This is a genomic window from Actinocorallia aurea (assembly GCF_054783995.1).
Window position 1 is genome coordinate 106526 of sequence record NZ_BAAGPQ010000034.1, and the last position, 23339, is coordinate 129864.

Sequence of the window (23339 nt, forward strand, 5' to 3'; positions counted from 1 at the left end):
CGCGAGCCCGTTCAGTCGGTCCAGTCCGTCCGGTCGTCCCGGTGCGGCTGGCGGCCGAGGCGCATCGGGCAGAGCGGCGCGTCGACGAGCAGGATCCGGTCGCGCGTGAGCAGGCCCGTGCCTTCGGGGAGCAGCCCTTCCCGGCCCCGGACGGCCTCCTTCTCGGCGGCGGCCCACGCCTCCCAGTCGGGGATCGCCCACAGGAGGATCACCTCGTCGAGCGCGTGCATCGCCGTGACGAACGCGCCGATCAGCCGCCAGCCCGTGCGCGCGCGGGCGGGCTGCGCATGGGCGGCGACAAGGTCGGCGGCCTTCCACGCGGTGCCCTGCGGGACGGCGAGGATCTCGTGCGCGTACAGCTCCGCGCCGACGGGCCCGTCCGCGCACAGCTCCCCGATCGTCGCGCTCGACGGGTGCGGGACGACGATCCGGTCGAAGCCGCCCGAGCGCAGGTCGGCCGCCGCCGCCCACCACTTCTCCAGCGCCGGGTCCTGAAGGATCTTGTTGCCGAACTCCAGCCGGAACGAGGCGGCGAGCCCGTCGAAGCCGTCCTCCTCCCACATGTTCACCGTCTGCGGCCACGGCCCGGTGCTGCCGACGACGCCCCACACCCCGTAGCAGAGCTGGTTCCGCTGCTCCTGCGCGATCGGGCTCCAGTTGGCCGTCATGTGGTGCATGTACCGGGCGCGGTTCTGCTTGGTGATGTGGATGAACTCGTGGATGTAGACCTTGTCGTTCGCGCGAGCGGCGTTCACGGCGTCCTCCTCGGGCCGGGGCCGGGTTCCCCGGAGTCATGTCTTTGTATACTTTATAAAGCATTGGAATCGTGGCGCGCTGTGCGTCGGAGAAAGGCGGTGGCCTCGTGGCCGACTCGGCGGCGGAACCCGAACTGCTCTGGGAGCTCGGCGCGGACGGCGTCGCCACGCTGACGCTCAACCGGCCCAAGGCGGGCAACTCCATCAGCGGCGCGCAGCGCGAGGGGATCATCGCCCGGCTCGGCGCGGCGAGCGGCGACGCCCGCGTGCGGGCGATCGTGCTCACCGGCGCGGGCGGCCGGCACTTCTGCACCGGCGCCGACCTCTCCGGCTCCGCCGCCCCGGCCCCGGACCGCCCCGAGGGCCTCCCCGACCAGCCCGCGGGCTCGATCACCCGCACCATCGCGGGCGGCGCGCAGCGGCTCATCGCGGCGGTCCTCGACTGCGACAAGCCCGTCATCGCCGCGGTCAACGGCACCGCGGCAGGGATCGGCTGCCACCTCGCCTACGCCTGCGACCTCGTGCTGGCCGCCGACAACGCCAAGTTCATCGAGCTGTTCGTGCGGCGCGGCCTCGTCGTCGACGGCGGCGGCGCGTACCTGCTGACGCGGCTCGTCGGCCCGCAGCGGGCCAAGGAGCTCATCTTCTTCGGCGACGACCTGCCCGCCGCCGAAGCCCACCGCCTCGGCCTCGTCAACCGGGTCGTGCCCGCCGAGGACCTCGCCAAGACCGCCGCCGAATGGGCCGCCCGCCTCGCCGCCGGCCCCACCGTCGCGCTCGGCCTCGGCAAACGCCTCGTCAACCGCGCCCTCGACGCCGACCGCGCCACCGCGTTCGGCGAGGAGGCCATGTCCGTCGAGGTCAACATGAGCAGCGAGGACGGACAGGAAGGCCTGCGCGCCTTCCTGGAGCGCCGCCAGCCCAGCTTCCGCGGCTGGTAGCCCCCGCCCTAGAGTCGGCGACCCCCCCACCCTCAGGAGCCTCCCGTGGACCTGCGCCTCACCCCCGCGGAAGCGGCCTTCCGGGACCGGTTGCGGTCCTGGCTGGACGCGACCCTCCCGACCCTGCCCCCCAAGCCCGACCGCGACGACTGGCCTGCGCGCCGCGCCTACGACACCGCGTGGCAGCGGCTCCTCTTCGACGCCGGTTACGCGGGCGTGGACTGGCCGTCCGAGCACGGCGGCCTGGGGGCGTCGCCCACCGAGCAGCTGATCTTCCTTGAGGAGACGGCGAAGGCCCGCGCCCCGTATGTGGGCGCGAACTTCGTCGGGCTCCTGCACGCCGGGCCGACCCTCATCGTGGAGGGCACCGAGGAGCAGCGGGCTGCGCACCTTCCGGGCATCCTGCGCGGGGACGCGGTGTGGTGCCAGGGCTTCTCCGAGCCGGACGCGGGCTCCGACCTGGCCTCCCTGCGGACCGTCGCGGTGCGCGACGGCGACGAGTACGTGATCAACGGCCGCAAGGTCTGGACGTCGCACGCCGAGGTCGCCGACCACTGCGAACTCCTGGTGCGCACCGACCCGGACGCGCCCCGGCACAAGGGCATCACCTGGCTGATCCTGCCGATGGACACCCCCGGTGTCACCGTCAGGCCGCTGCGCACGGCCGTCGGCAGCAGCGAGTTCAGCGAGCTGATCCTGGACGACGTCCGCGTGCCGGTCGCGAACCGGGTCGGCGCGGAGAACGACGGCTGGCGGGTCGCCATGGTCACGTTCTCCTTCGAGCGCGGCACCGCCTTCATCTCCGACGTGGTCGAGTCCCGCAACCTTCTCGCCGAGACCGTCGCGACGGCCAAGGCCACCCCCGCGCCCGGCGGCGGCACCCTGTGGGACGACGGCGCGCTGCGCCGCGACCTCGGGGCGCTCGCCGCCGAAGTGTCCGGATTGTGGTCGCTCATCCGCAAGAACGTCTCCGAGGCGTCCGCCGGGATGATCCCGGTGCAGGGCGCTTCGGTGTTCAAGTTGAAGTTCACCGAGAACCGCCAGCGCATCGGCGATCTCGCCGCGCACGTGCTCGGCCGCGCCTCCCTGGCCATGAGCGGCGCCGGCGGCCACATCGTGGAGGACCGGGTGAACACCCTCGCGTTCACGATCGCCGCGGGCACCTCGCAGATCCAGAAGAACATCCTCGCCGAGCGCGTCCTCGGCCTGCCCAAGGAGCCCCGATGGACCTGATGCCCTCGGCCGACCAGAAGGACCTGCGGGCCGGTCTGCGCGACTGGCTCGCCGACGCCTGGGACGCCGAACGCCTGCGCGCGGCGGCGGCGGTGCCCGCGCCGCCGTTCGACCGCAAGGCGTGGAAGGCGCTGGCCGATCTCGGCGTCCTCGGCCTGACCCTGCCCGAGGACGCCGGCGGCATGGGCCTCGGGCTCGCCGAAGCCGTCCTGCTCTTCGAGGAACTCGGCCGCGCGCTGGTGCCGGGCCCGCTCGTCGGGACGTTCCTCGCGGCGGGCCTCGTGCCGGGAGCCGCCGAAGGCGACGCGATCGTCACCGTCCTCGACACGGCCGAGCCCGTCCGCGTCCTGGAGCACCCCGAGACCGCCACGGACGTCCTCGTGCTGGACGACGTCGGCGTGTTCCTCCTCGCGCCCGCCGACGTGGCAGGTCCGCCCGCCGCGCACCCCCTGGACCCGCTGACGCCCGTCGCGTCCGCGGCCCTCGCCCTGGAAGGCGCGAGGCGGCTCGGGGACGCCGCCGACGCCGCGCGGCTGCGCCGCACCGGCCGGATCCTCACCGCGGCCCTCCAGGTCGGCGTCGCGCAGGGCGCGCTGGACCTCGCCGTCCGGTACGCGGGGGAGCGCAGCCAGTTCGACCGGGTGATCGGCTCGTTCCAGGCGGTCAAGCACCTGCTCGCCGAGGCCCTCGTGCGGGTCGACCTGGCCCGTCCGGCGGTGCTCGTGGCGGCCCTGACCGTCGACGACCCGGGCTCCGGCGACCCCGGCGAGGCCGCCGCGACCGCGAAACTGCTGGCCGACGCGGCGGCATCCGGAAACGGGCGTACCGGCGTCCAGGTCCATGGCGGCATGGGGTTCACTTGGGAGGTCCTGGCGCACCTGTACGTCAAGCGCGCTTGGGTGCAGGAGACCGCGTTCGGGACGGCCGCCGCGCTCGCCGAGGAACTGGCGGCCGGGATCGCGTGAGGAGCGAGATGAGCAGCAGACTGGCCCGCACCGAGGGGCTGACCGAGCAGCAGCGCGAGATCCTCGCGGCGGTGCGGGAGTTCACCGAGCGCGAGATCATGCCGGTGGCGACGGAGTTGGAGCATGCCGACGAGTACCCGGAGAAGATCGTCGCGGGGATGCGGGAGCTGGGGATCTTCGGGTTGATGATCCCGGAGGAGTACGGGGGTCTGGGCGAGTCGCTGCTGACGTACGCGCTGGCGGTGGAGGAGATCGCGCGGGGTTGGATGAGCGTGTCCGGGATCATCAACACGCACTTCATCGTCTCCCACCTGGTGTTGAAGCACGGCACGGAGGAGCAGAAGCGGAACTACCTTCCCCGTTTGGCGGAGGGCTCCTTGCGGGGTGCGTTCTCGATGTCGGAGCCGCATTGCGGGTCGGACGTGTCGGCGATCAAGACGAAGGCCGTGCGCGACGGTGCCGGGCCGGATGCCGATTACGTGATCTCCGGCCAGAAGTACTGGCTCACCAACGGCGGCACCTCAAGCCTGGTCGCGGTGCTCGTGGTGACCGACGAGGGCGCGGACTCCGTCTACCGGAACATGACCACGTTCCTGGTCGAGAAGACCCCCGGCTTCGGTGAGGTCGCCCCCGGCATGACGATCCCCGGCAAGATCGACAAGATGGGTTACAAGGGCGTCGACACGACCGAGCTGGTCTTCGATGGTTTCCGGATCGGTGCCGACAAGGTGCTGGGCGGGAAGAACGGGCGCGGTTTCCATCAGATGATGGACGGCGTGGAGGTCGGCCGCGTGAACGTCGCCGCCCGCGCCTGCGGGATGGGCCGCCGCGCGTTCGAGTTGGCGATCGACTACGCGCAGCAGCGTGAGACGTTCGGCAAGCCCATCGCCGAGCACCAGGCCATTCAGTTCAAGCTGGCGGAGATGGCCACCAAGGTCGAGGCCGCGCACCAGATGATGGTGATGGCCGCGCGCCGCAAGGACGGCGGCGAGCGCAACGACCTTGAGGCCGGGATGGCCAAGTACCTCGCGGGCGAGTACTGCAAAGAGGTCGTGGAGGACTCCTTCCGGATCCACGGCGGTTTCGCCTACTCCAAGGAGACCGAGATCGAGCGCCTCTACCGCGAGGCCCCGATGCTGCTGATCGGTGAGGGCACCGCCGAGGTCCAGAAGATGATCATCGGCCGCCGGCTCCTTGAGGAGTACCGGAGGTGAGCGGCGCCGCGCGCCGCCGCAGTTCGGTGACGTCCACCTTGAAGGTGGCGTTCACCGGCAGGTCCGGGACGAACGCGACGGCGTCCGGACACTTGTAGTCGGCGATCCGCGCGCGGCACCACGCCTTCAGGGCCTCCTCGGTGAGGTCGGCGTCGCCGACCACGAACGCGACGCCGACCTCGCCGATGACGGGCGCGGGAGCGCCCACGACGGCCACGCGGTCCACCCCGGGGTGGGCCGCGAGCGCCGCCTCCACCTCCGAGGGGTACACGTTGTAGCCGCCCCGGATGTAGGCGTCGTCGGCGCGGCCCACGATCGCGAGGTTGCCTTCGCCGTCGAGGGCGCCGAGGTCGCTGGAGGCCAGCCAGCCGTCTTCGCCGATCGTCTCGGCGGTCCTTTCCGCGTCCTGCCAGTAGCCGCGCATGGCGGCCCGGGAGCGCAGGTGGACCCGGCCGACCTCGCCGGCGGGCAGCACGGTCCCGTCCGGGTCGCGCACCTGGAGTTCCGCGCCGCCCAGCGGCCGTCCGACGGTCCGGGCGACGAGTTCGGCGGGGTCGTCGGGCGCGGTGCCGAAGGCGAGGGGGACCTCGGTGCTCGCGTACCTGACGACGACGGGGCACGGCAGCCGCTCGCGCAGCCTCCGGACGAGTTCGGGGGAGACCCGGCTCGCGCCCGTCGCGACGAGGCGCAGCGCCGACAGGTCGGCGGTCTCCAGCTCGGGAAGGGCGACGAGTTTCTCCCACTGGGTCGGCACGCCCTGCCCGAGCGTCACCCGTTCGCGCTGGAGGATCTGGAGCATGTCGGCCGCGTTCCAGACGGGCTCGGTGAGGATCAGCGCGGAGCGGTGCGCGAGCTGGTCGTAAAGGCGCGTGACGTACCCGGAGTGGGCGAACGGAATGGGGAACAGCTTGCGGTCGTAGGGGACGCTGAGCGGGCCGAGGTGGCAGCCGATGAAGCGCAGCGTCCGGTGGTCGAACCAGGCGCCCTTGGGCATCCCGGTCGTGCCCGTCGTCCAGACGATGACCGCCGGGTCGGTGCCGCGCGCCCGGTGCGCCGGCCCTTCGCCGTCGCCGAGCGGCTCGCGGGCGTCGAGGACGGGGCCCGGGACCCGCGCGGGCTCGTCGGTGACGGTGCGGACCGGCCGGGAGGCGGCGAGGATGTGCGCGGTCTCGGTCGGTCCGAGGCGCGGGTTCACCGCCGAGACGACCGCCCCGAGCCGCAGCGCGGCGAGGTACCAGACGGCGAACGCCCGGCCCGAGGGCAGCAGCAGCGCCACGATGTCGCCCGCGCCCACGCCCCGCTCGGCGAGGCGGGCGGCGGCCGCGCCGGACTCCGACCACCAGTCCCGGTAGGTCAGCACGTCCGCGCCCTGCACGAGGGCGGCGAGGTCGGGTTCGTCGGACAGGACCGCGGCGAACAGGTCGCCGATGCCGGAGGCCGCCGCGTGCGGCCCGGCGGTGGGTGCGCTCATGCTGTGCTCCTGCGGCGCACGGGGACCGGGCCGCTCGTCCGTGGGAAGGCGGGGTGGGTGAGAACGGACAGAACGGGTCGAACATCGCATCGTGGGCGACCGGGGTCAAGGGCGGGGGCGCCCCGGGCTCAGGAGAAGTCCGGGTCGGGGTCGGCGCTGACGATCCACATCGCGAAGTACTGCGCCGCGCCGCCGTAGGCATGTCCGAGCGCGACCTTCGCGCCGTCGACCTGGTGCTCCCCGGCCGTCCCGCGCACCTGCCGCGCCGCCTCCAGGCAGCGCACCAGCCCTGACGCGCCGATCGGGTTCGACGACAGCACGCCGCCCGAGGGGTTCACCGGGAAGGAGCCGCCCAGTTCCGTCGCGCCGGAATCGGTGAGCTTCCAGCCCTCGCCGGGCGCGGCCAGCAGATGGCCTTCCAGCCACATCGGCTCGTACCAGGAGAACGGCACGTACAGCTCGGCGCAGTCGATCTGGCGCAGCGGGTCGGTGATCCCCGCCTTGCGGTAGAGGGCCTCCGCGCAGTCCACGCCGGCCTGCGGGCGCACCGGGTCGCGGCCGGGGAAGGAGGCGAACTCGCTGCGTTTGGCGTGCGCGACCACCCACGCAGGGCGGGACGGAGCCTTGCGCGCTGCGTCTTCGGAGGCCAGGACGACGGCGGCGGCCCCGTCGGAGGACGGGCACGACTCCAGGAAGTGCAGGGGCTCCCACAGCATGGGCGACTCGCGCACCTTGTCCTCGGAGATGTCCGGGATGCGCAGGTGCGCGTGCGGGTTGCGCAGCGCGTTCCTGCGGTCCTTCACCGCGACCTTCCACCCGATGTGCTCGGGCGCGCCGGACCGCCGGATATAGCCGCGGATCCAGGGCGCGAACGTGCCGCCCGCGCCCTGCCCGCCGGACTTGCCGCCCGACAGCGCCCACGTCGCGTTCCCCTCGGACTGCTTCTCGTAGGCGACGACCAGCACCCGCTCGTAGCGGCCCGACTCGATCAGCGTCGCCCCGCTGATCGCGGTGGCCGCGCCGACCGAGCCCGCCGTGTGCACCCGGTGGATCGGCTTGCCGACCGCGCCGAGCGCGTCCGCGAGCGTCAGCTCCGGCATCATGACGCCTTCGAGGAGGTCGGGGGCCTTGCCGATGACGATCGCGTCGATGTCGGCGAAGGTGAGGCCGGCGTCTTCGAGCGCCTCCAAGGCCGCCCAGCGGACGAGGCCTTCCAGGCTGACCTCCAGACGACGGCGGTAGTCGGTCTGCCCGATCCCGACGACGGCGCAGCGGCGGCCCATCAGCGGTCTCCTTCCAGGACGGCGACGAGGTTCTGCTGGAGGCAGGCTCCGCTGGAGGCGTGCGCGAGGCCGCGCCCCGCCTCCCCGGCCGCGATGCGCCGGGCCACCTCGACGACCCGGGCGAGGCCGGTCGCCATGACGGGATGGCCCGCGAGCGGCCCGCCCGAGGGGTTCACGGAGGTGGCGTCCTTCAGCCCGAGGGCGGCGCGCAGGATCGTCTCCTCGGGGGAGTGCACGACCATCAGCTCCGCGACGTCGATCGGCCCGGCGTCCGCGCCCGCGCCCGCCGCGGCGGCCCGGGTCGAGGGCGAGTCGGTCAGGTCGCGCAGGCCCGGGAGCCGGGACTCGATCCGGTGGTCCATGCCGGTGATCCACACGGGCGTGTCGGTCAGCTCGCGGGCCCGGTCGCCCGCGACGAGCACGAGCGCGGCGGCCCCGTCGGCGGGGACGGCGACGTCGTGGGCCCGCAAAGGGTCGCTGACGTACGGGGCGGCGAGCAACTCGTCCAAGGAGCCCGCGCCGGAGCGGGCGGCGGTGGCGGCGAAGTCCGCCTCGGTCGCCAGGCCCGCGTCGAGAAGCGCGCGCGCTTGGATCCCGGCGAGGGAGACGGGGTCAAGGCCGAGCGGGGCCATCGTGTAGGGGTCGGTCTGGAGGGCGAAGACCCTGCGCTGGTCCCCAGCGGAGGACTTGCCTGAGCCGATGACGAGCGCGGTGTCCACGTCGCCCACCTGGAGCCGCAGCCACGCCTCGAACAGCGCCCACGCGCCGTCCATCTCGACATGGCTCTCGTAGACGGGCGGCCAGGCGCCCACCCCGTCGAGGTTCATGACGAACGAGAAGGGCGTGCCGCCGAGGTAGTCGCAGCTTCCGGCGATCGTGAACCCGAGCTCCTCGCGGGCCAGGCCCGTCGCGGCGACGAGGTCGTTGACGCAGGACATGACCAGCCCGGCCTCGGGCCCGGCATAGGCCGGGTGGACGGGGGTCGCGGAGGTGGCGACGATCGCCACCGGCCGGTCTGCGGGGGGCGAAAGGCGAGTGCTCAAAACGCGTGCTCCTCCAGTGCGCGGACGTCGGCGTCGGGCTCGCCCGTGGGCTCCCAGCGGGCGAAGACGCCCTCCCAGCCGCCGGTGGACCTGTTGTCGAAGCCGGAGAGGTCCCGCTCCTCCTCGGGCCGCCAGAGCGCGCGCAGGCGCAGCCCGACCCGGAACTCCGCGAGCGGGATCGTGCGGATGTCGACGCCGGTGATGGGCGAGTCGCTGCCGTCGAGCAGGATCGAGGCGCGGATGTACGGCTCGGTCTCCTTCTGCCCGTGGTAGGCGACCGGCGTGATCTCGGTGAAGGAGCTGACCGCCCCGGCCGCCGCCACGACCACGTCGTCGGCCTCGGTCATCGGGACCCGCTCCAGCTGGTCGTAGCCGCGGCCCGGCACGTACACCTTGCCGCTGACCGGCGAGCGCTGCCCGACGACCTCGCCGCGCAGCAGCCCGGCGAGGAACCGCGCCCGGTGCGGGTGCAGCGGCTCGGTGTACTCCAGCGAGATGAGCTGCGTCGTGATCGCGACGGGCCCGGCCTCCGGACCGCGGACGGGAGCCTCGCCCGGGCCGTCGGCCTCGGGCACGAAGTGGAAGTCCGTCACCGCGCCCGTGCGCTCGGCCGCGTACCGGACGGTGACGCGCATGCCCGTCGCCATCCGCTCGGGGCTCCCGGCGTCGACGGCGTGCACGAAGGGGGTGTCGGCGCCGTCGAGGAGGATCAGCGCGAAGCCGAACGGCCGGTCGAACGGGTGGCTCGCGGTCGGCTGCCGGACCCACGTCCACGCGGTGACGGTCCCGCCCGGCCCGACCTCGACGAAGGTGACGTCGGCGGGGGCGCCGGTGGCCGGATCGTATTCGGGCGGCGGCACGACCGTCCGCCCGTTCACCTCGCCCCCCAGCAGGCGCCCGTCGCGCGCGCCGGTGAGGAACGCGCCCATCGCCCCACCCGTCGTGCGCGTATAGGGAAACTCCAGGACCGTCCGTACGGCGCCGGGCACGGACGCTGAGGCTCGCGATCTCATGTCTAAAATATATTGAATATGAGATCGGGTCCGCCAGAGGCTGAGGGGAACACCTTCCGCGCCCCCGCCCGGCGCGGCGGAGGGCGCGGAAGGCGCGGAAGGCGCCGGTCAGTAGTTGCCGAGACCGCCGCAGACGTTCAGCGCCTGCGCCGTGATCGAGGCGGCGGTGTCGGTGACCAGGTAGGAGACGAGCCCTGCCACCTCCTGCGGGGTCGAGTAGCGGCCGAGCGGGATCTTGGCGTTGAACCGCGTCAGGACCTCGGCCTCGGAGACGCCCCAGAAGTCGGCGTAACCGCGCCGCACGTTCCCGGCCATCGGCGTCTCCACATAGCCGGGGCACACCGCGTTCACGGTGATGCCCGACTTCGCCAGTTCGAGCCCGACGGCCTTGGTGAACCCGACCACGCCGTGCTTGGACGCCGAGTAGGGGGAGGCGTAGATGACGCCCTGCTTGCCCCCGGTGGACGCGATGTTGATGACGCGCCCGTACCCGTCGCGCCCCATGCCGCCGTTGGCCAGGACCTCGCGGGTCACCCGGAAGACGCCGTTCAGATTGGTCTCGATGACGTCGAGCCACAGCCGCTCGTCGAGGTCGGCTATCTCCCCGCCGCCTCCGCGCCCGGCGTTGTTGACCAGGACGTCGATCCCGCCGAACCTGGCGACCGCGTCGGCCACCGCCGCCCGGACGCTGTCGGTCGAGGCCACGTCGCACGGCCCGCCCGCGACCTCGAGGCCGTCCGCCGCGAGCTTGCCGACCGCGGCGTCCAGCCGCGCGGTGTCGCGGGCGCAGGCGTAGACCGCGAGGCCCTGCTCGGCCAGCGACCGCGCGACCGCGAACCCGATGCCGCTGCTCGCCCCGGTGACGAAGGCGACCCGGCTCATGCGGCGAGCCTGTCGTTGACCATGCCGAGCAGGTCCTCGGGGGTGGGCAGGTCGGCGATGTCGTCGGTGACGTCGACGCCGTACTCGCGCTTGATCAGCGCGGCGGTCTCCAGCAGCGCGAGGGAGTCGTAGCCGAGCTCGCTGAACTCGCGCGCGCTGATGTCCCCGTCGAGCGTGATCGCCTCGTCCTCGCCGGCGCTGATGCGGAGCAGGTCCTTGAGCCGGTCGATCGTCAGTTGGGCCATGGTCTTCCTCCTGGAGGTGAGGGTTGTCTGAGGGAAGGGTCGCCCGGCGGCCTCGGGACCGGCTGGGGGCGGACTGGGGGCGGGGTGGAGGCCCGCACGGGTCAGGGGACGACCGCGGTGACCAGGACCGACTGGTCGCCCTCGACCGGAGTGGCGCCGCGGTAGACGAGGCCGGCGCGGGCGAAGAGGTCGGCGAACGCCGCGACGCTGCGCCGCTTGCCGCCGCCCATGAGCACCATCAGCAGGTCGACCGTGGCGCCGACCTGTTCGAAGGGGCCGCCGCCGCCGAGCAGCATGTCGACGACGACGACGCGGGCGCCCGGCGCGCCCGCCTCGGCGGCCCGGCGCAGCACCCGGACGACGGTCTCGTCGTCCCACATGTACATCATGTGCTTGTAGACGTAGACGTCCGCGCCCGCGGGCACCGCCTCCCGGCAGTCCCCGCCGACCAGCTCGGCCCGGTCCGCGAGATCGCCGCCCGGCCGCAGCCGCGCGTCCACCCCTCCGACGACCTCCGGCAGCTCCACCAGGACGCCCCGCGCCGTCGGCTCCCGGTCGAGCAGGCCCGCCAGCAGCCTGCCGTGCCCGCCGCCGACGTCGGCGACGGTCTGGCCGGGCTCGACCGCCAGCGCCTCGACGAGGGCCGGGGCGTTGTTGAGCAGCATCGTGTTCGCGGTCATGGCGCGGTCGAAGATGCCGCCGGCCTCCGGGTCGTCCTTGATGAAGTAGCTCTGCGCGTCGGTCCCGAAGACCTTCGGGAACACCGCCTCACCCGTGCGCACCGCGTCGGCGGTGTGCCGCAGCACCGTCATCGGGACGTGCATCCAGCCGAACCTGACGACGTCGGGCGCGCCCCACGGCGAGTCGGCGGCGATCATGCGGGACAGCTCGGTGTGCGTGAAGAGGCCGTCCGGCGTCTCGGCGAAGAAACCGGCGCAGGCCAGGGCCCGCAGCAGCCGCGCGAGCGCGTCGGGGTCGGCGCCGACGGCCTCGGCGAGCGAGGCGCCGGACCGTGGCTCGTCCCCCAGGGCGTCGGCGACCCGCAGGTCGATCGCCGCCTGGACGAACTGGAGCGTGGCGTAGCCCTGGCCGAGCCGGTAGAGCGCCACGCGGGCGTCCAGGGACGGCAGCGGGGGCGGCACCTTCCCGGCGTCCATCAGTGCCCCTCGGCCTGGAGGGCGAAGTAGACGCCAGGGTTCGGCAGATCGTGGCGGATGATCCGGTAGCCGGTGCGCAGGACGCCGTCGGCCTCGCGCACCAGCTCGTCGCGCACGGTGCAGCTCGGCTCGAACGACACGGCCCCCTCCGCCGACGTCACGCTGACGAGGCAGGTGGCGGTGACGAGGATCGCGCCTTCGGGGGAGACGCTCGCGCGCCGGTTCTCGAACCAGTGCCGGACGGTGCTGGAGCCGTAGCGGGCGAAGTTCGCGCGCATCCCCTCCAGCAGCGCGGACCTTCCCTGGATCTGCCAGGCGCCCTCGTAGCCGAAGACGCAGTCGGCGGTGAAGGTCTGGGCGAACCGGGTGAAGTCGCGCTCTTCCAGGAGGGGCATCTGGGCGGCGTAGAACGCCGCCACCTCCGCCGCGAGCACGTCGGCGGAGGCGGAGGGGTGCAGAACGTGGGACACTGCGGGCCGTCCTTTCGGGTAGGAGCCTCGGGCACCATCACCGCGGCCGCTCCAGCACCGGTGGAGCCCCGGTCCAGTGCCCGCGGCGGCTCCAGCGCCGCTCCAGCGCGGGTCCCTAGCCTCGGGCCGACGCCGTGAAGGGAGCGCAGCATGTCCGAAGGAATCCCCGCCGTGAACCGTGAGGTGCGGCTCGCCTCGTACCCTGAGGGAGCCGTGCGCGCGAGTGACTTCGAGATCGTGGAGACGCCGCTGGAGGAGCCGGGCGACGGCTTCGTCCTCGTGCGCAACGACTGGATGTCCCTCGGCACCGTCTACCGCGACCAGATGCAGCCCGCGCTGGACATCCCGATTCCGGTGTTCCAGCTGCACGGCCCGATGTGGGGCCGTACGGTCGGTACCGTGGTGCGCTCCAGCAGCCCGGACCTCGCCGAAGGCGACCTCGTCGAGCACTTCAGCGGCTGGCGCGACTACGTCGCGGGGCCCGCGGCCCAGTTCGTCAAGCGCGACAGGGCCCAGTTCCCCGGCCCCGAGTACTTCCTGTCCAACGGGCCCACCGCGTGGCGCGGCATGGTCGAGATCGCCGAGGTCGGCGAGGGCGACGTGGTGTTCGTGTCGGGCGCGTCCAGCGGCGTCGGGTGCCTGGCCGGCCAGATCGCCAAGGCGCGCGGCGCCTCGCTGGTCATCGGCAGCACCGGATCGCCGCAGAAGATCGACTTCCTCGTGAAGGAGGCCGGCTACGACGTCGCCTTCGACTACCGCGACGGCACCGTGGCCGAGCGGCTTCGCGAGGCGGCCCCGGAGGGCATCACCGTCTTCTTCGACAACGTGGGAGGCGCCCAGTTCGAGGGCGCCGTGGCCGCGGCCGCGCCCGGCGCCCGCTTCGCGCTGTGCGGCGCGCTGGCCGCCCAGCACGGTGAGGAGTCCGCGCGCCCGCGCCTGGACCTGCAGAGCCTCATCCCCCGCGAGCTGTCCTTCCGGGGCTTCGCGACCCTGCACACGCCCGACCAGATCACCGACTGGAACGCGCGCTTCGCCGCGCTGATCGCCGAGGAGAAGATGAGCTACCCGCGCACCGTGGCCGAGGGCGGCGTGCCCGCGCTGCCGCAGGCCGTCGTCGACCTGATGTCCGGGGGATTCAGCGGCACCGCGCTGGTGAAGCTGTCTTGACCCTGACCTCCCGCGGCCCGGTGGGCGCGCCCGTTCTCAGCACGCGGGCGCTCAACCGGGCCCTCCTCGACCGCCAGCTGCTCCGGGCCAGGGCCGACCTGTCCGCCGAAGCGGCGCTCACCCATCTCGTCGGCCTCCAGTCCCAGGCGGTCGACCCGCCCTACGTCGGGCTGTGGACACGGCTGGAGGGCTTCTCCGCCGACGACCTCTCCACGCTCCTGCTGGAGCGCAGGGCGGTGCGGATCGCGCTCATGCGCTCCACGCTGCACCTGGTGACCGCGGCGGACTGCCTCGCGCTGCGGGCGCTGCTCGCCGAGCAGCTCGCCCGGACCGTCAAGGGCCAGTTCGGCAGGCAGATCGAAGGCATCGACCCCGCCGACCTCGCCGCCGAGGGCGCCCGCCTCGCGCAGGACACCGCGCTCACCTTCGCCGACCTCGGCAAGCTGCTCGCCGAACGGTGGCCCGAGCACGAGCCCAACGCGCTCGCGCAGACCGTGCGCAACCTCGTGCCGCTCGTGCAGATCCCGCCGCGCGGCCTGTGGGGCCGCAGCGGCCCCGCCGCGCACCTGACGGCCGGGGCGTGGCTCGGCCGCGACCTCGACCCCGAACCCTCCATCGACGGCTACGTCCTGCGCTACCTCGCCGCCTTCGGGCCCGCGAGCGTCAAGGACATGCAGAAGTGGTCGGGCCTGACCCGGCTCAAGACGGCGTTCACCCGGCTCGGCGCGCGGCTGCGCCGCTACCGGTCCGAGAGCGGCGAGGAACTGTACGACCTCGCCGACCTGGAGCCGCCCGGGGCCGACGTGCCCGTCCCCGTCCGCTTCCTGCCCGACTTCGACAACATCCTGCTGTCCCACATGGACAGAACGCGGATCATGGCCGACGCCCACAGGGCCCGGGTCTTCACCAGCAACGGCCTCATCCGCGCCACCATCCTCGTCGACGGGTTCGTCGCCGGGCTGTGGCGCGTCGAGCGGTCCGGGAGCACGGCCACCCTCGTGATCGAACCGTTCGGGCCACTCGACGCGGCGTCCCGCGCCGCCCTGGCCGAGGAGGGCGCGCGGCTGCTGGACTTCGTCGCCCCCGAGGCGCCCGACCACGATCTGCGGTTCCTTTCCGTCAGCTGACGCCTTGAAGGAGGCCCGCCATGACGACCACGGCCACCGAGCACATTTCAGGAACCGGGGGCGCGCCAGCGCCCTCCGCGCAGGACCCGTCCGGGCTGCCGGCCGCCGCGCGTCTGCTGCGGCCCCTCGCGGCGGCCCACGCGGCCGAGACCGAGGCCGCGCTCCGCGTCGCCGCGCCGGTCGTGCGGGGCCTGCGCGAGGCGGGGTTCGCCCGCCACTTCGTCGCCCCGCGCTGGGGCGGCGCCGACGGGACGTTCGGCGAGTTCGTCCGGGGCGTCTTCGCCGTGTCGGAGGGCTGCGCCTCCGCGGGGTGGTGCGCCGCGCTGCTGGGCGCGTCCAGCAGGTTCGCGGCCCACCTGCCCGAGGAGGGCCACGAGGAGCTGTGGGGGAGCGGCCCCGACACCGCCATCGTGACGGGCCTGGTGCCGTCGGGGACCGCCGAGCCCGTCGAAGGCGGGTACCTGCTGTCGGGAGACTGGGCCTACCTCAGCGGCGTCGACTTCGCCGACTGGGCGCTGCTGTGCGCGTCGGTGCCCGGCGACCCCGCACCCGAGCTGCGGTTCTTCGCCGTCCCCGCAGGCTCCTACCGGACCGTCCGGACCTGGGACTGCGCCGGGATGCGCGGGACCGGGAGCCACACCGTCGAGCTGCGCGAGGTCCACGTGCCCCGGCACCGGACGTTCGCGCGGTCCGACTTCGAGCGCGGGGCGAACGCGTGGTCCGCCCAGCCGTCCCACAACGTCCCGTACCAGGCGGCGGGCGCGCTGATGCTCGCCGCCCCGGCCGTCGGGGCGGCGCTGGGGGCGCTGCGGGCGACGGGCGAGACGCTGCGCGGCAAGCGGCTGACCGAGCCGGCCCAGGTCGACCTCGGCCGCGCCGCCGGCCGGATCGACGCGGCGCGGCTGCTGGTGGAGCAGATCGCCGGCGTCGTCGACGCGCGCGACTTCGCGCCCGGCCTGCTCGCCCGCAACCAGCGGGACGCCGCGTCGGCCGCCGAACTCGCCGCCGAGGGCGTCGCCGTGCTCGTCAGGGTGGCCGGGACGAGCGGGCTGTCGGAGGCGGGCGATCTCCAGCGGTTCTGGCGCGACGTCACGGCGGCGACCACGCACGTCGCCCTGCGCTGGGACATCACCCGCGCGGCCGTCAACTACGCGGCCTCCCTCGTCGCCGCCGACGCGGCCTGATCGCACACGGGAACGCCCACCGGGAGGAATCCCGGTGGGCGTTCTCCTGTCTGGTGCCTCACCAGGTCACGGGCAGTCCCCACACGCCGTAGACGACCGAGCCCTCCTTCGTGCGGATCTCCGAGCTCGGCACCGCGAGCTTGAGGTCGGGCAGCCGCGCGAAGATCTTCGGCAGCGCGATCTGCAGTTCCAGCCGGGCGAGGTCGGCGCCGATGCAGTGGTGCGCGCCGTACCCGAAGCCGAGGTGGCGGCGGGTGCCGTTGGCCAGGACGAGGTCGTCGGGGTTCTCGAACACCGACGGGTCGCGGTTGGCGGTGAGACCGAGGCAGAGGATCCCCGCGCCCTTGGGGATGACGGTCCCGCCGATCTCGATGTCCTCCAGCGCCACCCGCGGGACGGCGAGATCGCCGATCGTGATGTAGCGGACCAGCTCCTCCACCGCCGGGACGACGAGGTCGGGGTCCTCCTTGAACCGGGCGAGCTGCTCGGGGTTCTCCAGCAGCGCCATCACCGACAGGGAGATCATGTTCGCGGTGGTCTCGTGGCCGCCGTTCATGAGCAGCCGGCACAGGTTGACCAGGTCGCGCCGGGTGTAGTCCTCGCCGGAGTCACGGTAGGCGGCGATGGCCCTGCTGATCAGGTCGTCGCCGGGCTCGCGCTCCTTGCGGCCGACCAGGCCCTCCAGGTACCTCCCGACCTCGACCATCGCGGCCTGGCGCTGCTCGGCGGTGCTGTGCCCGCCGAGGAGGTTGGTGCCGTGCGCCGCGAAGAACTCGTGCTCCTCGTAGGGCACGCCGAGCAGCTCGCAGATCATCGTCATCGGCACCGGCAGCGACACGATCTCGTGCAGGTCGGCGGGCGGGCCCGCGGCGACGAGCACGTCGAGCCGTTCGTCCACGCTCGCCGCGATCTTCTCGCGGAGCAGCTGCACCCGACGGTTGGTGAAGGTGACCGCGGCCTTGCGGCGGGTCGTGGTGTGCTCCGGCGCGTCGTACCCGATGAACGAGGTCTCGGTGCGGAACTCGGGCGGGGCGTGGAAGTAGAAGGGGAACCCGTCGTGCTTGCGCGAGGAGCTCACCCGCGGGTCCATCAGCAGCGTGCGGATGTTCTCGTACCCGGTGACGGCGTAGGCGTCGAGCCCGGTGACGAGCTGGACCTTGAAGACGGGGGCGTCGTCCATGAGCGGCCGGTACTCGGCCGGCATGGAGAACGGGCACTCGCGCGGATAGGGGAAGGTCGATTCGGTCGTGCGGGCGACGGAAGTCGTGGACAAGGCTGTCTCCTCCCAGTGGCTGAAGCGAAACCATCACCCCGCCCTAGGGGTGGGCTAGACCCTCGGTGGACCCCGCGGCGGCGTAGATCTCCAGGCACTCCCGATAGCCCGGGAGGACGCCCCGGTCGAGCGCCTGCCGCAGCGTCGGGGCCCGGAGGTCCTTGGCCGCGATGACGGGGTCGTCGGCGAGGTTCCACGGCAGGGCGAGCTCGGGGTCGAGCGGGTGGATCTCGAACGGGGTGCCGGGTACGTAGGGGGTGTTGAACACGTAGCTGACGCAGGAGTCGTCGGCGAGGGACAGGAAGCCGTGCGCCATCCCCTCGGGGATGAACACCGCGGTGCCCGTCCCCGGTTCGAGAAGGTTCGAGTCGTACTCCCCGAACGTCGGCGAGCCGACCCTGAGGTCGAGGACCACGTCGAGGACCGCGCCGCGCACGCACGTGACGAACTTGGCCTGGCCCGGCGGCAGCCCGACGCCGTGCATGCCGCGCAGCACGTTCCGGTGGCTCACGGAGAAGTTCGTCTGCACCGGGCGGAAGGCCCGGCCGGTGGCGCGGGTGAACGCGCCCTGGCGGAACGACTCGAAGAACATGCCGCGCTCGTCCCGGTGAAGGGTCGGGCGCACTCGGTAGGCGTCGTGGACGGCCATCTCCTGGATCTCCATGCCGCCGGACGCTAGGAGCGCCGCCTAGAGGCCCGGTAGCGGGCCCGTCGAGCGGTCGAGCGGCGCACGTGCGCGGCTCCAGTCCGGCTCAAGTGGGACGTGCGTAACTTTCGCCGTGAAGATCCTGGTGAGCACGGGCCCTTCCTACGGGCTCTATTGCCCCGTCGTCCCCATGGCCTGGACGCTGCGCGCGGCGGGCCACGACGTCCTGGTGGCCGCGCCGCAGACCATCGACTCGGTGGTCAAAGGCTCAGGGCTGCCGTTCATCCCCACTTACGGACCCATGCACATGCGCGAGGTCATGGCGCAGGACCGCGACGGCAAGCCGATCCCGCTGGCGCGGGAGGAGTCGGCGATGCTGGAGCAGGCCGGCCGCGGCTTCGGCAGGCTCGCCGCCCGCACCCTGCCGGGCCTCCTCGACGTGATCGACAAGTGGCGTCCCGACCTCATCATGGGCGAGCCGCACTCCTATGCCGCGGGTATGGCCGCGAAGGCCAGCGGGTTGCCCTGGGTCGAGCACGGCGTCGGCCTCGGCTACTTCCGCGAGATGGACAAGTCAGGCGCGGAGGAGCTCGCCGTCGAGCTCGCCGGCCTCGGCCTGCCCGGCATGCCCGTTCCCGACCTCGTCCTCGAACCCTGCCCGCCCTCCCTGCGGCCGCCGGGACCCGCCCTGGGCGAGTCCATGCGCTACGTCCAGTACGACCCGCCCGCGACGGTCCCGTCGTGGGTGTTCGCGCCCCGCTCCCGGCCCCGGGTCCTGCTGACCCTCGGCACCGTCGCGCCCGGCGCGGGCGGCGCGGGCGTGCTGAAGGAGTTGGTGCGCACGCTGCCGTCGCTCGGCGTCGAGCTGCTGGTGGCGGTCGCCGACGACGTCGTGCCGCAGCTCGGCCCGCTCCCCGACGCCGTCGTGGCCGCCGGGTTCCTGCCGCTGGCCTCGGTCCTGCCGTCCTGCGACCTCGTGGTGCACCACTGCGGCGGCGGCTCCACCATGGCCGCCATCATGGCGGCGCTGCCGCAGCTCCTCGTGCCGCAGCCGATCGTCGCCGAGCAGTACGACAGCGCCCGCCGGGTGACCGCCTACGGCTGCGCGCGCCAGCTCGTCGACCAGCCCATCGACCCCGCCGCGGTCGTGGAGAACTGCCGCGCCCTGCTGGACGACGCCGTCTACCTCGACCGGGCGAGGGAACTGCGCGCCGAGGTCGACGCCATGCCCGCCCCCGCCTCCCTCGTCCCGCGCATCGAGGCGCTCGCCGAGTGAAGATCCCTGCGACCCTGAAGGAGAGCCCATGAGCCCGTTCGACCCCGCCCCGGACGGCCCCCGCGCGGGAGCGTCCGCGCTCCCGGAGACGCTGGTCGTCCGGGGCGCCCGCGAGCACAACCTGCGCGGGGTGGACGTCGACCTCCCGCACCGCGGGCTCGTGGTCTTCACGGGGGTCTCGGGCTCGGGCAAGTCGTCGCTGGCCTTCTCGACCATCTACGCCGAGGGCCAGCGGCGCCAGCTCCAGTCCATGTCGACCTTCGCCCGGCAGTTCATGCAGCAGATGGACAAGCCCGACGTGGACCACATCGGCGGCATGTGCTCGGCGGTCGCGGTGGACCAGCGCTCGTCGGCCTCGCGCAGCCCGCGCTCGACGATCGGGACCGTCACCGAGATCTACGACCTCCTGCGCGTCGCCTACGCGGGAGTCGGCCAGCCTCACTGCACCGAGTGCGCGGCGGCGCTGGAAGGCCAGGGCGGTTCGGCGGCCTGCCCGAACGGGCACGCCACGGAGCTGCCCGAGCTGACCAGCCGCGCGTTCTCGTTCAACCTGCCGTTCGGGCAGTGCAAGGCGTGCGTCGGCGTCGGAACCCGACTCGAAGTGGACCGGTCGAGCCTCATCTCCGACCCGTCGCGCTCGCTCGTCGAGGGGGCGATCGCGCCGTGGCGGCCGACGTTCACCGAGCCCGAGCGGATGAAGGCGCGCGCGGTCGCGGGCCCGTCGCTGGAGCACACCCCGTGGCGCGACCTCCCGGCCGAGCTGCGCGAACGGCTGCTGCACGGGACCGACATCAAGGTCCGCGCCCGCAAGTTCGACAAGCCGAACGACCCGGTCAAGGACGTCGTGTTCACGGGCGTGGTGCCGTGGCTCTACGAGCGGTACCGCAAGTCCTCCGGCGAGAGCTTCGGGCAACTGGAGAACTACATGCGGCCGGCCCGGTGCGGGGAGTGCGGCGGACGCAGGCTGGCGCGGGCCCAGCTCGCGGTGACCGTGGGCGGCAAGGGCATCGCCGACGTCGCGGGCCTGCCCGTGGCCGAGAGCCTCGCCTTCTTCGAGGCGCTCGACGTGCCCGACCGGGACCGGACCGCCGTCGCCCAGGTCCTCGAAGAGATCGTCGAGCGGCTCGGCCACCTCGTCCGGATGGGCCTCGGCTACCTGACGCTGGACCGGCCCGCGCGGACCCTGTCCGGCGGCGAGGCCCAGCGGATCCGCCTCGGCGGGCTGCTCGGCAGCAACATGTTCGGGCTCCTCTACGTCCTCGACGAGCCCACCGCTGGCCTGCACCCGAGGGACACCGAGAACCTCCTGGGCGCCCTCACCGTGCTGCGCGACCAGGGCAACACCGTCCTGGTCGTCGAGCACGACAACCAGGTGATCTCCGCGGCGGACTGGGTCGTCGAACTCGGCCCGGGGGCGGGGGAGCGGGGCGGGGAACTGCTGTTCTCCGGGCCCGTGGCGAAGCTCCTCGCCGACGAGTCGTCCATCACCGCGCCCTTCCTGAACGGCTCGCGCGGGCTCGCCGGGCGCGGCACCCGCCGGATCCCGCGCGACGACCGGCGCATCACCGTGCGCGGCGCCGCGGAGAACAACCTGGCGGGCATCGACGTGTCCTTCCCGCTGGAGACGTTCGTCGCCGTCACCGGAGTGTCGGGCGCCGGCAAGTCCACTCTGGTGGACGACATCCTCTACCCGGTCGCCGAGGCCCGGCTGGGCGGCGCCGCGCCCGCGCCCGGCGCGCACGACCGGATCGACGGCCTCGACCTCATCGACCGGGTGATCCGGGTGGACCAGGCCCCGATCGGCAGGTCCGGCAGGTCCACCCCCGCGACCTACACCGGTGCGTTCGACGGCATCCGCAAGGTCTTCGCCGCCACGCCGGAGGCCAAGAAGCGCGGCTACAAGGTCGGCAGGTTCTCCTTCAACTCCGCGGGCGGCAGGTGCGAGACCTGCACCGGCGACGGCACCGTCAGGGTCGAGATCCAGCTCCTGCCCGACGTGTTCCTGCTCTGCGAGACCTGCGACGGCGCGCGGTACAACGCCGAGACGCTGGAGATCCGCTACCGCGGCAAGACCATCGCCGAAGTCCTCGACCTCGCCATCGAGGACGCCGTCGGGTTCTTCGCCGGCGAGCCCGCCATCGAGGCCCCGCTGCGCGTCCTCGACGAGGTCGGCCTCGGCTACCTGCGGCTCGGCCAGCCCGCGACGACCCTGTCGGGCGGTGAGGCCCAGCGGGTGAAGCTCGCCAACGAACTCCAGCGCAAGGCGGGCACGCGCACCCTGTTCCTTCTCGACGAGCCCACCACCGGCCTGCACTCCAGCGACATCGAACGGCTCCTCGACGTGCTGCACAGCCTCGTCGACCGCGGCCACACCGTCGTCGCCGTCTCGCACAGCCTCGACGTCATCAAGACCGCGGACTGGGTCATCGACATCGGCCCCGACGGCGGCGACGGCGGCGGCCACCTCGTCGCCGAGGGCGCGCCGGAGCACGTCGCGGCGCAGGACGGCGGCCACACCGGCCGCTTCCTGCGGCGTGCGCTGGAGGGGCGGTGAAGGGGCCGGTGGCGGTCGGCGTGCTCGGCTGCGCCGACATCGCGCGGCGCCGGGTCCTGCCCGCGTTCGCCGCCGAGCCCGCCGCCCGCATCGCCGCAGTGGCCAGCCGCAGCGGCGAGCGGGCCCGGCGGGTCGCCCGGTCCTACGGCTGCGCGGCGGTCACCGGGTACGACGCGCTGCTCGCCGATCCGGACATCGAGGCCGTCTACGTGCCGCTGCCCATCGCCCTGCACGCCGAGTGGATCGAGCGGGCGCTGCTGGCGGGCAAACACGTGCTGGGCGAGAAGCCCCTCACCGACGACCCGGACGAGACCGCGCGGCTGTTCGCGCTCGCCCGGTCCCGGGGGCTCGTCCTCGCGGAGAACTTCATGTTCCCGCACCACCGCCTGCACCGCACGATCCGCAGGCTCGTCGCCGAAGGCTCCGTCGGGCAGCCGCTCAGCTTCACCGGCGCCTTCGGCATCCCGCCGCCAGCGGCCGGGGACATCCGCTACCGCGCCGAACTGGGCGGCGGCGCGCTCCTCGACGTCGCGGTCCAGCCGCTGCTCGCCGCGCTCACCCACCTCGGCGACGGTCTCGAAGTGCGGGGCGCGGCGCTGCGCCGCCATCCCGTCCACAAAGTCGACACCGGCGGCTCGATCCTGCTCGCCGCGCCCGGCGGCGCCACCGCCCAGATCGTCTTCGGCATGGACCACTTCTACCGGGCGGCGCTGGAGATCTGGGGCGCCAAGGGCCGGCTCACCGTCGAACGCCCCTACGCCCCGCCCGCGGACCACCGCCCGGTGATCGCCCTGTCCGGGCACGGCGGGCAGCGGGAGATCACGGTCGACGCCGACGACCAGGGCCGCAACGCCGTCCGCGCCTTCTGCGCCGCGGTCCGCGGCGCGTGCGAACCGCCCCGTCCCGACCAGTCCCTGGCGCTGATCCGGCTCGCCGCCGACGTCCGCGCCGCCGCAGCAGACGGTGTGCCCTTCGAGAGCGGGAGAGCCTGATGAGCACCACGGACCAGACCACCGACAAGTTCCGCTACACCCGGGTCGCCGCCTACGACCGCGTCATCCCCGACGACGGTCCCGGCCGCCTCCCCTCGCCCGCGGGCGACCTCGTCCGGTTCGCCAACGGCGGGTCCTACGCCTTCGCCGCCTACTGGGACTGCCTGACCGGCGGCCCGTGCCGGGGCAACCACTACCACCTGGACAAGACCGAGGTCATGTACGTGATCTCCGGGAGGCTCCAGGCGGCCTACTACGACCTGGACACCGACCGGCGGTTCGACCTCGTGCTGAACGCGGGCGACCTCGTCACCGTCCTCCCGCGCCTGGTCCACAGCTACCGCGCGCTCGACGACGCCCAGGTCGTCGAGGTCGCCACGCACCCCTATGACCCGCAGGACACCTACCGGCACGTCCTGCTCTGACCGGTTCCGCCACGACGAAGGAG

General features: G+C 73.2%; 22 protein-coding genes. 11 read left to right on the top strand and 11 right to left on the bottom strand.

Annotated features, from left to right (window positions below):
- Nucleotides 1-11: 11 nt before the first annotated feature.
- Nucleotides 12-755 (bottom strand): hypothetical protein, encoded by a 744-nt coding sequence (locus ACYVOM_RS36280; protein WP_460308123.1) that lies wholly within the window; start codon nt 753-755, stop codon nt 12-14.
- 107 nt (nt 756-862) lie between these two features.
- On the opposite strand from ACYVOM_RS36280, the gene ACYVOM_RS36285 reads away from it, so the two are divergent.
- From ACYVOM_RS36285 to ACYVOM_RS36300, 4 genes are read left to right on the top strand one after another with little or no spacing between them, the layout of a single operon-like run.
- On the top strand, nt 863-1696 hold the full coding sequence (locus tag ACYVOM_RS36285; protein ID WP_460308124.1) for an enoyl-CoA hydratase/isomerase family protein: 834 nt from the start codon (nt 863-865) through the stop codon (nt 1694-1696).
- Between the two features lie 45 nt (nt 1697-1741).
- The gene (locus ACYVOM_RS36290; RefSeq protein WP_460308125.1) at nt 1742-2929 is read left to right on the top strand and encodes an acyl-CoA dehydrogenase family protein; all 1188 of its coding nucleotides are present in this window, start codon (nt 1742-1744) and stop codon (nt 2927-2929) included.
- The gene (locus ACYVOM_RS36295; RefSeq protein ID WP_460308126.1) at nt 2920-3894 is read left to right on the top strand and encodes an acyl-CoA dehydrogenase family protein; all 975 of its coding nucleotides are present in this window, start codon (nt 2920-2922) and stop codon (nt 3892-3894) included. The genes ACYVOM_RS36290 and ACYVOM_RS36295 overlap by 10 nt, the downstream gene beginning before the upstream one ends.
- 8 nt (nt 3895-3902) lie before the next feature.
- On the top strand, nt 3903-5108 hold the full coding sequence (locus ACYVOM_RS36300) for an acyl-CoA dehydrogenase family protein (RefSeq protein WP_460308127.1): 1206 nt from the start codon (nt 3903-3905) through the stop codon (nt 5106-5108).
- Here ACYVOM_RS36300 and ACYVOM_RS36305 read toward each other — a convergent pair.
- From ACYVOM_RS36305 to ACYVOM_RS36340, 8 genes are all read right to left on the bottom strand, one after another.
- Nucleotides 5071-6579, bottom strand: coding sequence for a class I adenylate-forming enzyme family protein (locus ACYVOM_RS36305; protein ID WP_460308128.1), 1509 nt, complete (start codon nt 6577-6579; stop codon nt 5071-5073). The genes ACYVOM_RS36300 and ACYVOM_RS36305 overlap by 38 nt on opposite strands.
- 128 nt (nt 6580-6707) lie before the next feature.
- Nucleotides 6708-7862: a thiolase domain-containing protein gene (locus ACYVOM_RS36310; RefSeq protein WP_460308129.1), complete on the bottom strand. Its 1155-nt coding sequence runs from the start codon at nt 7860-7862 to the stop codon at nt 6708-6710.
- On the bottom strand, nt 7862-8905 hold the full coding sequence (locus ACYVOM_RS36315) for a lipid-transfer protein (protein ID WP_460308130.1): 1044 nt from the start codon (nt 8903-8905) through the stop codon (nt 7862-7864). The genes ACYVOM_RS36310 and ACYVOM_RS36315 overlap by 1 nt, the downstream gene beginning before the upstream one ends.
- Entirely contained in the window at nt 8902-9918 is a 1017-nt protein-coding gene (locus ACYVOM_RS36320; RefSeq protein WP_460308131.1) for an OB-fold domain-containing protein, read from the bottom strand. The genes ACYVOM_RS36315 and ACYVOM_RS36320 overlap by 4 nt, the downstream gene beginning before the upstream one ends.
- 108 nt (nt 9919-10026) lie before the next feature.
- On the bottom strand, nt 10027-10800 hold the full coding sequence (locus ACYVOM_RS36325; protein ID WP_460308132.1) for an SDR family NAD(P)-dependent oxidoreductase: 774 nt from the start codon (nt 10798-10800) through the stop codon (nt 10027-10029).
- Nucleotides 10797-11045 carry a phosphopantetheine-binding protein gene (locus ACYVOM_RS36330; protein WP_460308133.1) on the bottom strand — a complete coding sequence of 83 codons (249 nt, stop codon included), beginning with the start codon at nt 11043-11045 and terminating at the stop codon, nt 10797-10799. The genes ACYVOM_RS36325 and ACYVOM_RS36330 overlap by 4 nt, the downstream gene beginning before the upstream one ends.
- A gap of 101 nt (nt 11046-11146) precedes the next feature.
- Nucleotides 11147-12202 (bottom strand): methyltransferase, encoded by a 1056-nt coding sequence (locus tag ACYVOM_RS36335; RefSeq protein WP_460308134.1) that lies wholly within the window; start codon nt 12200-12202, stop codon nt 11147-11149.
- Complete coding sequence (locus ACYVOM_RS36340) at nt 12202-12672, bottom strand: nuclear transport factor 2 family protein (RefSeq protein WP_460308135.1); 471 nt, start codon at nt 12670-12672, stop codon at nt 12202-12204. The genes ACYVOM_RS36335 and ACYVOM_RS36340 overlap by 1 nt, the downstream gene beginning before the upstream one ends.
- A 150-nt stretch (nt 12673-12822) precedes the next feature.
- On the opposite strand from ACYVOM_RS36340, the gene ACYVOM_RS36345 reads away from it, so the two are divergent.
- Genes ACYVOM_RS36345 through ACYVOM_RS36355 form a run of 3 tightly spaced genes read left to right on the top strand, consistent with a single transcriptional unit; the run spans nt 12823 to nt 16150 of the window.
- Nucleotides 12823-13839: an MDR family NADP-dependent oxidoreductase gene (locus tag ACYVOM_RS36345; RefSeq protein ID WP_460308136.1), complete on the top strand. Its 1017-nt coding sequence runs from the start codon at nt 12823-12825 to the stop codon at nt 13837-13839.
- Nucleotides 13836-14966 (top strand): winged helix DNA-binding domain-containing protein, encoded by a 1131-nt coding sequence (locus ACYVOM_RS36350; RefSeq protein ID WP_460308137.1) that lies wholly within the window; start codon nt 13836-13838, stop codon nt 14964-14966. The genes ACYVOM_RS36345 and ACYVOM_RS36350 overlap by 4 nt, the downstream gene beginning before the upstream one ends.
- A gap of 20 nt (nt 14967-14986) precedes the next feature.
- Nucleotides 14987-16150, top strand: a complete 1164-nt coding sequence (locus ACYVOM_RS36355; RefSeq protein ID WP_460308138.1) for an acyl-CoA dehydrogenase family protein — start codon at nt 14987-14989, stop codon at nt 16148-16150.
- 58 nt (nt 16151-16208) lie between these two features.
- Here the strand turns inward: ACYVOM_RS36355 and ACYVOM_RS36360 are convergent, their stop codons facing one another.
- Nucleotides 16209-17423 carry a cytochrome P450 gene (locus tag ACYVOM_RS36360; protein ID WP_460308139.1) on the bottom strand — a complete coding sequence of 405 codons (1215 nt, stop codon included), beginning with the start codon at nt 17421-17423 and terminating at the stop codon, nt 16209-16211.
- A gap of 43 nt (nt 17424-17466) precedes the next feature.
- Nucleotides 17467-18087 carry a dTDP-4-dehydrorhamnose 3,5-epimerase family protein gene (locus tag ACYVOM_RS36365; RefSeq protein ID WP_460308140.1) on the bottom strand — a complete coding sequence of 207 codons (621 nt, stop codon included), beginning with the start codon at nt 18085-18087 and terminating at the stop codon, nt 17467-17469.
- A 127-nt stretch (nt 18088-18214) separates the two neighbouring features.
- Here ACYVOM_RS36365 and ACYVOM_RS36370 point away from each other — a divergent pair, with 127 nt between their 5' ends.
- Genes ACYVOM_RS36370 through ACYVOM_RS36385 form a run of 4 tightly spaced genes read left to right on the top strand, consistent with a single transcriptional unit; the run spans nt 18215 to nt 23316 of the window.
- The gene (locus ACYVOM_RS36370; protein ID WP_460308141.1) at nt 18215-19345 is read left to right on the top strand and encodes a glycosyltransferase; all 1131 of its coding nucleotides are present in this window, start codon (nt 18215-18217) and stop codon (nt 19343-19345) included.
- Nucleotides 19346-19373: 28 nt separating this feature from the next.
- Entirely contained in the window at nt 19374-21899 is a 2526-nt protein-coding gene (gene uvrA, locus ACYVOM_RS36375) for an excinuclease ABC subunit UvrA (protein WP_460308142.1), read from the top strand.
- Entirely contained in the window at nt 21896-22891 is a 996-nt protein-coding gene (locus ACYVOM_RS36380; protein WP_460308143.1) for a Gfo/Idh/MocA family protein, read from the top strand. The genes uvrA and ACYVOM_RS36380 overlap by 4 nt, the downstream gene beginning before the upstream one ends.
- Entirely contained in the window at nt 22891-23316 is a 426-nt protein-coding gene (locus tag ACYVOM_RS36385) for a cupin domain-containing protein (protein ID WP_460308144.1), read from the top strand. Before ACYVOM_RS36380 ends, ACYVOM_RS36385 begins: the two co-directional genes overlap by 1 nt.
- Nucleotides 23317-23339 lie beyond the last annotated feature (23 nt).

What these genes read in the sequence shown, in the direction of transcription:
- ACYVOM_RS36295 (WP_460308126.1), top strand. Translation starts at nt 2,920, where the DNA reads ATGGACCTGATGCCCTCGGCCGACCAGAAGGACCTGCGGGCCGGTCTG.
- ACYVOM_RS36300 (WP_460308127.1), top strand. Translation starts at nt 3,903, where the DNA reads ATGAGCAGCAGACTGGCCCGCACCGAGGGGCTGACCGAGCAGCAGCGC.
- ACYVOM_RS36305 (WP_460308128.1), bottom strand. Translation starts at nt 6,579, where the DNA reads ATGAGCGCACCCACCGCCGGGCCGCACGCGGCGGCCTCCGGCATCGGC.
- ACYVOM_RS36310 (WP_460308129.1), bottom strand. Translation starts at nt 7,862, where the DNA reads ATGGGCCGCCGCTGCGCCGTCGTCGGGATCGGGCAGACCGACTACCGC.
- ACYVOM_RS36320 (WP_460308131.1), bottom strand. Translation starts at nt 9,918, where the DNA reads ATGAGATCGCGAGCCTCAGCGTCCGTGCCCGGCGCCGTACGGACGGTC.
- ACYVOM_RS36325 (WP_460308132.1), bottom strand. Translation starts at nt 10,800, where the DNA reads ATGAGCCGGGTCGCCTTCGTCACCGGGGCGAGCAGCGGCATCGGGTTC.
- ACYVOM_RS36330 (WP_460308133.1), bottom strand. Translation starts at nt 11,045, where the DNA reads ATGGCCCAACTGACGATCGACCGGCTCAAGGACCTGCTCCGCATCAGC.
- ACYVOM_RS36335 (WP_460308134.1), bottom strand. Translation starts at nt 12,202, where the DNA reads ATGGACGCCGGGAAGGTGCCGCCCCCGCTGCCGTCCCTGGACGCCCGC.
- ACYVOM_RS36345 (WP_460308136.1), top strand. Translation starts at nt 12,823, where the DNA reads ATGTCCGAAGGAATCCCCGCCGTGAACCGTGAGGTGCGGCTCGCCTCG.
- ACYVOM_RS36355 (WP_460308138.1), top strand. Translation starts at nt 14,987, where the DNA reads ATGACGACCACGGCCACCGAGCACATTTCAGGAACCGGGGGCGCGCCA.
- ACYVOM_RS36365 (WP_460308140.1), bottom strand. Translation starts at nt 18,087, where the DNA reads ATGGAGATCCAGGAGATGGCCGTCCACGACGCCTACCGAGTGCGCCCG.
- uvrA (WP_460308142.1), top strand. Translation starts at nt 19,374, where the DNA reads ATGAGCCCGTTCGACCCCGCCCCGGACGGCCCCCGCGCGGGAGCGTCC.
- ACYVOM_RS36385 (WP_460308144.1), top strand. Translation starts at nt 22,891, where the DNA reads ATGAGCACCACGGACCAGACCACCGACAAGTTCCGCTACACCCGGGTC.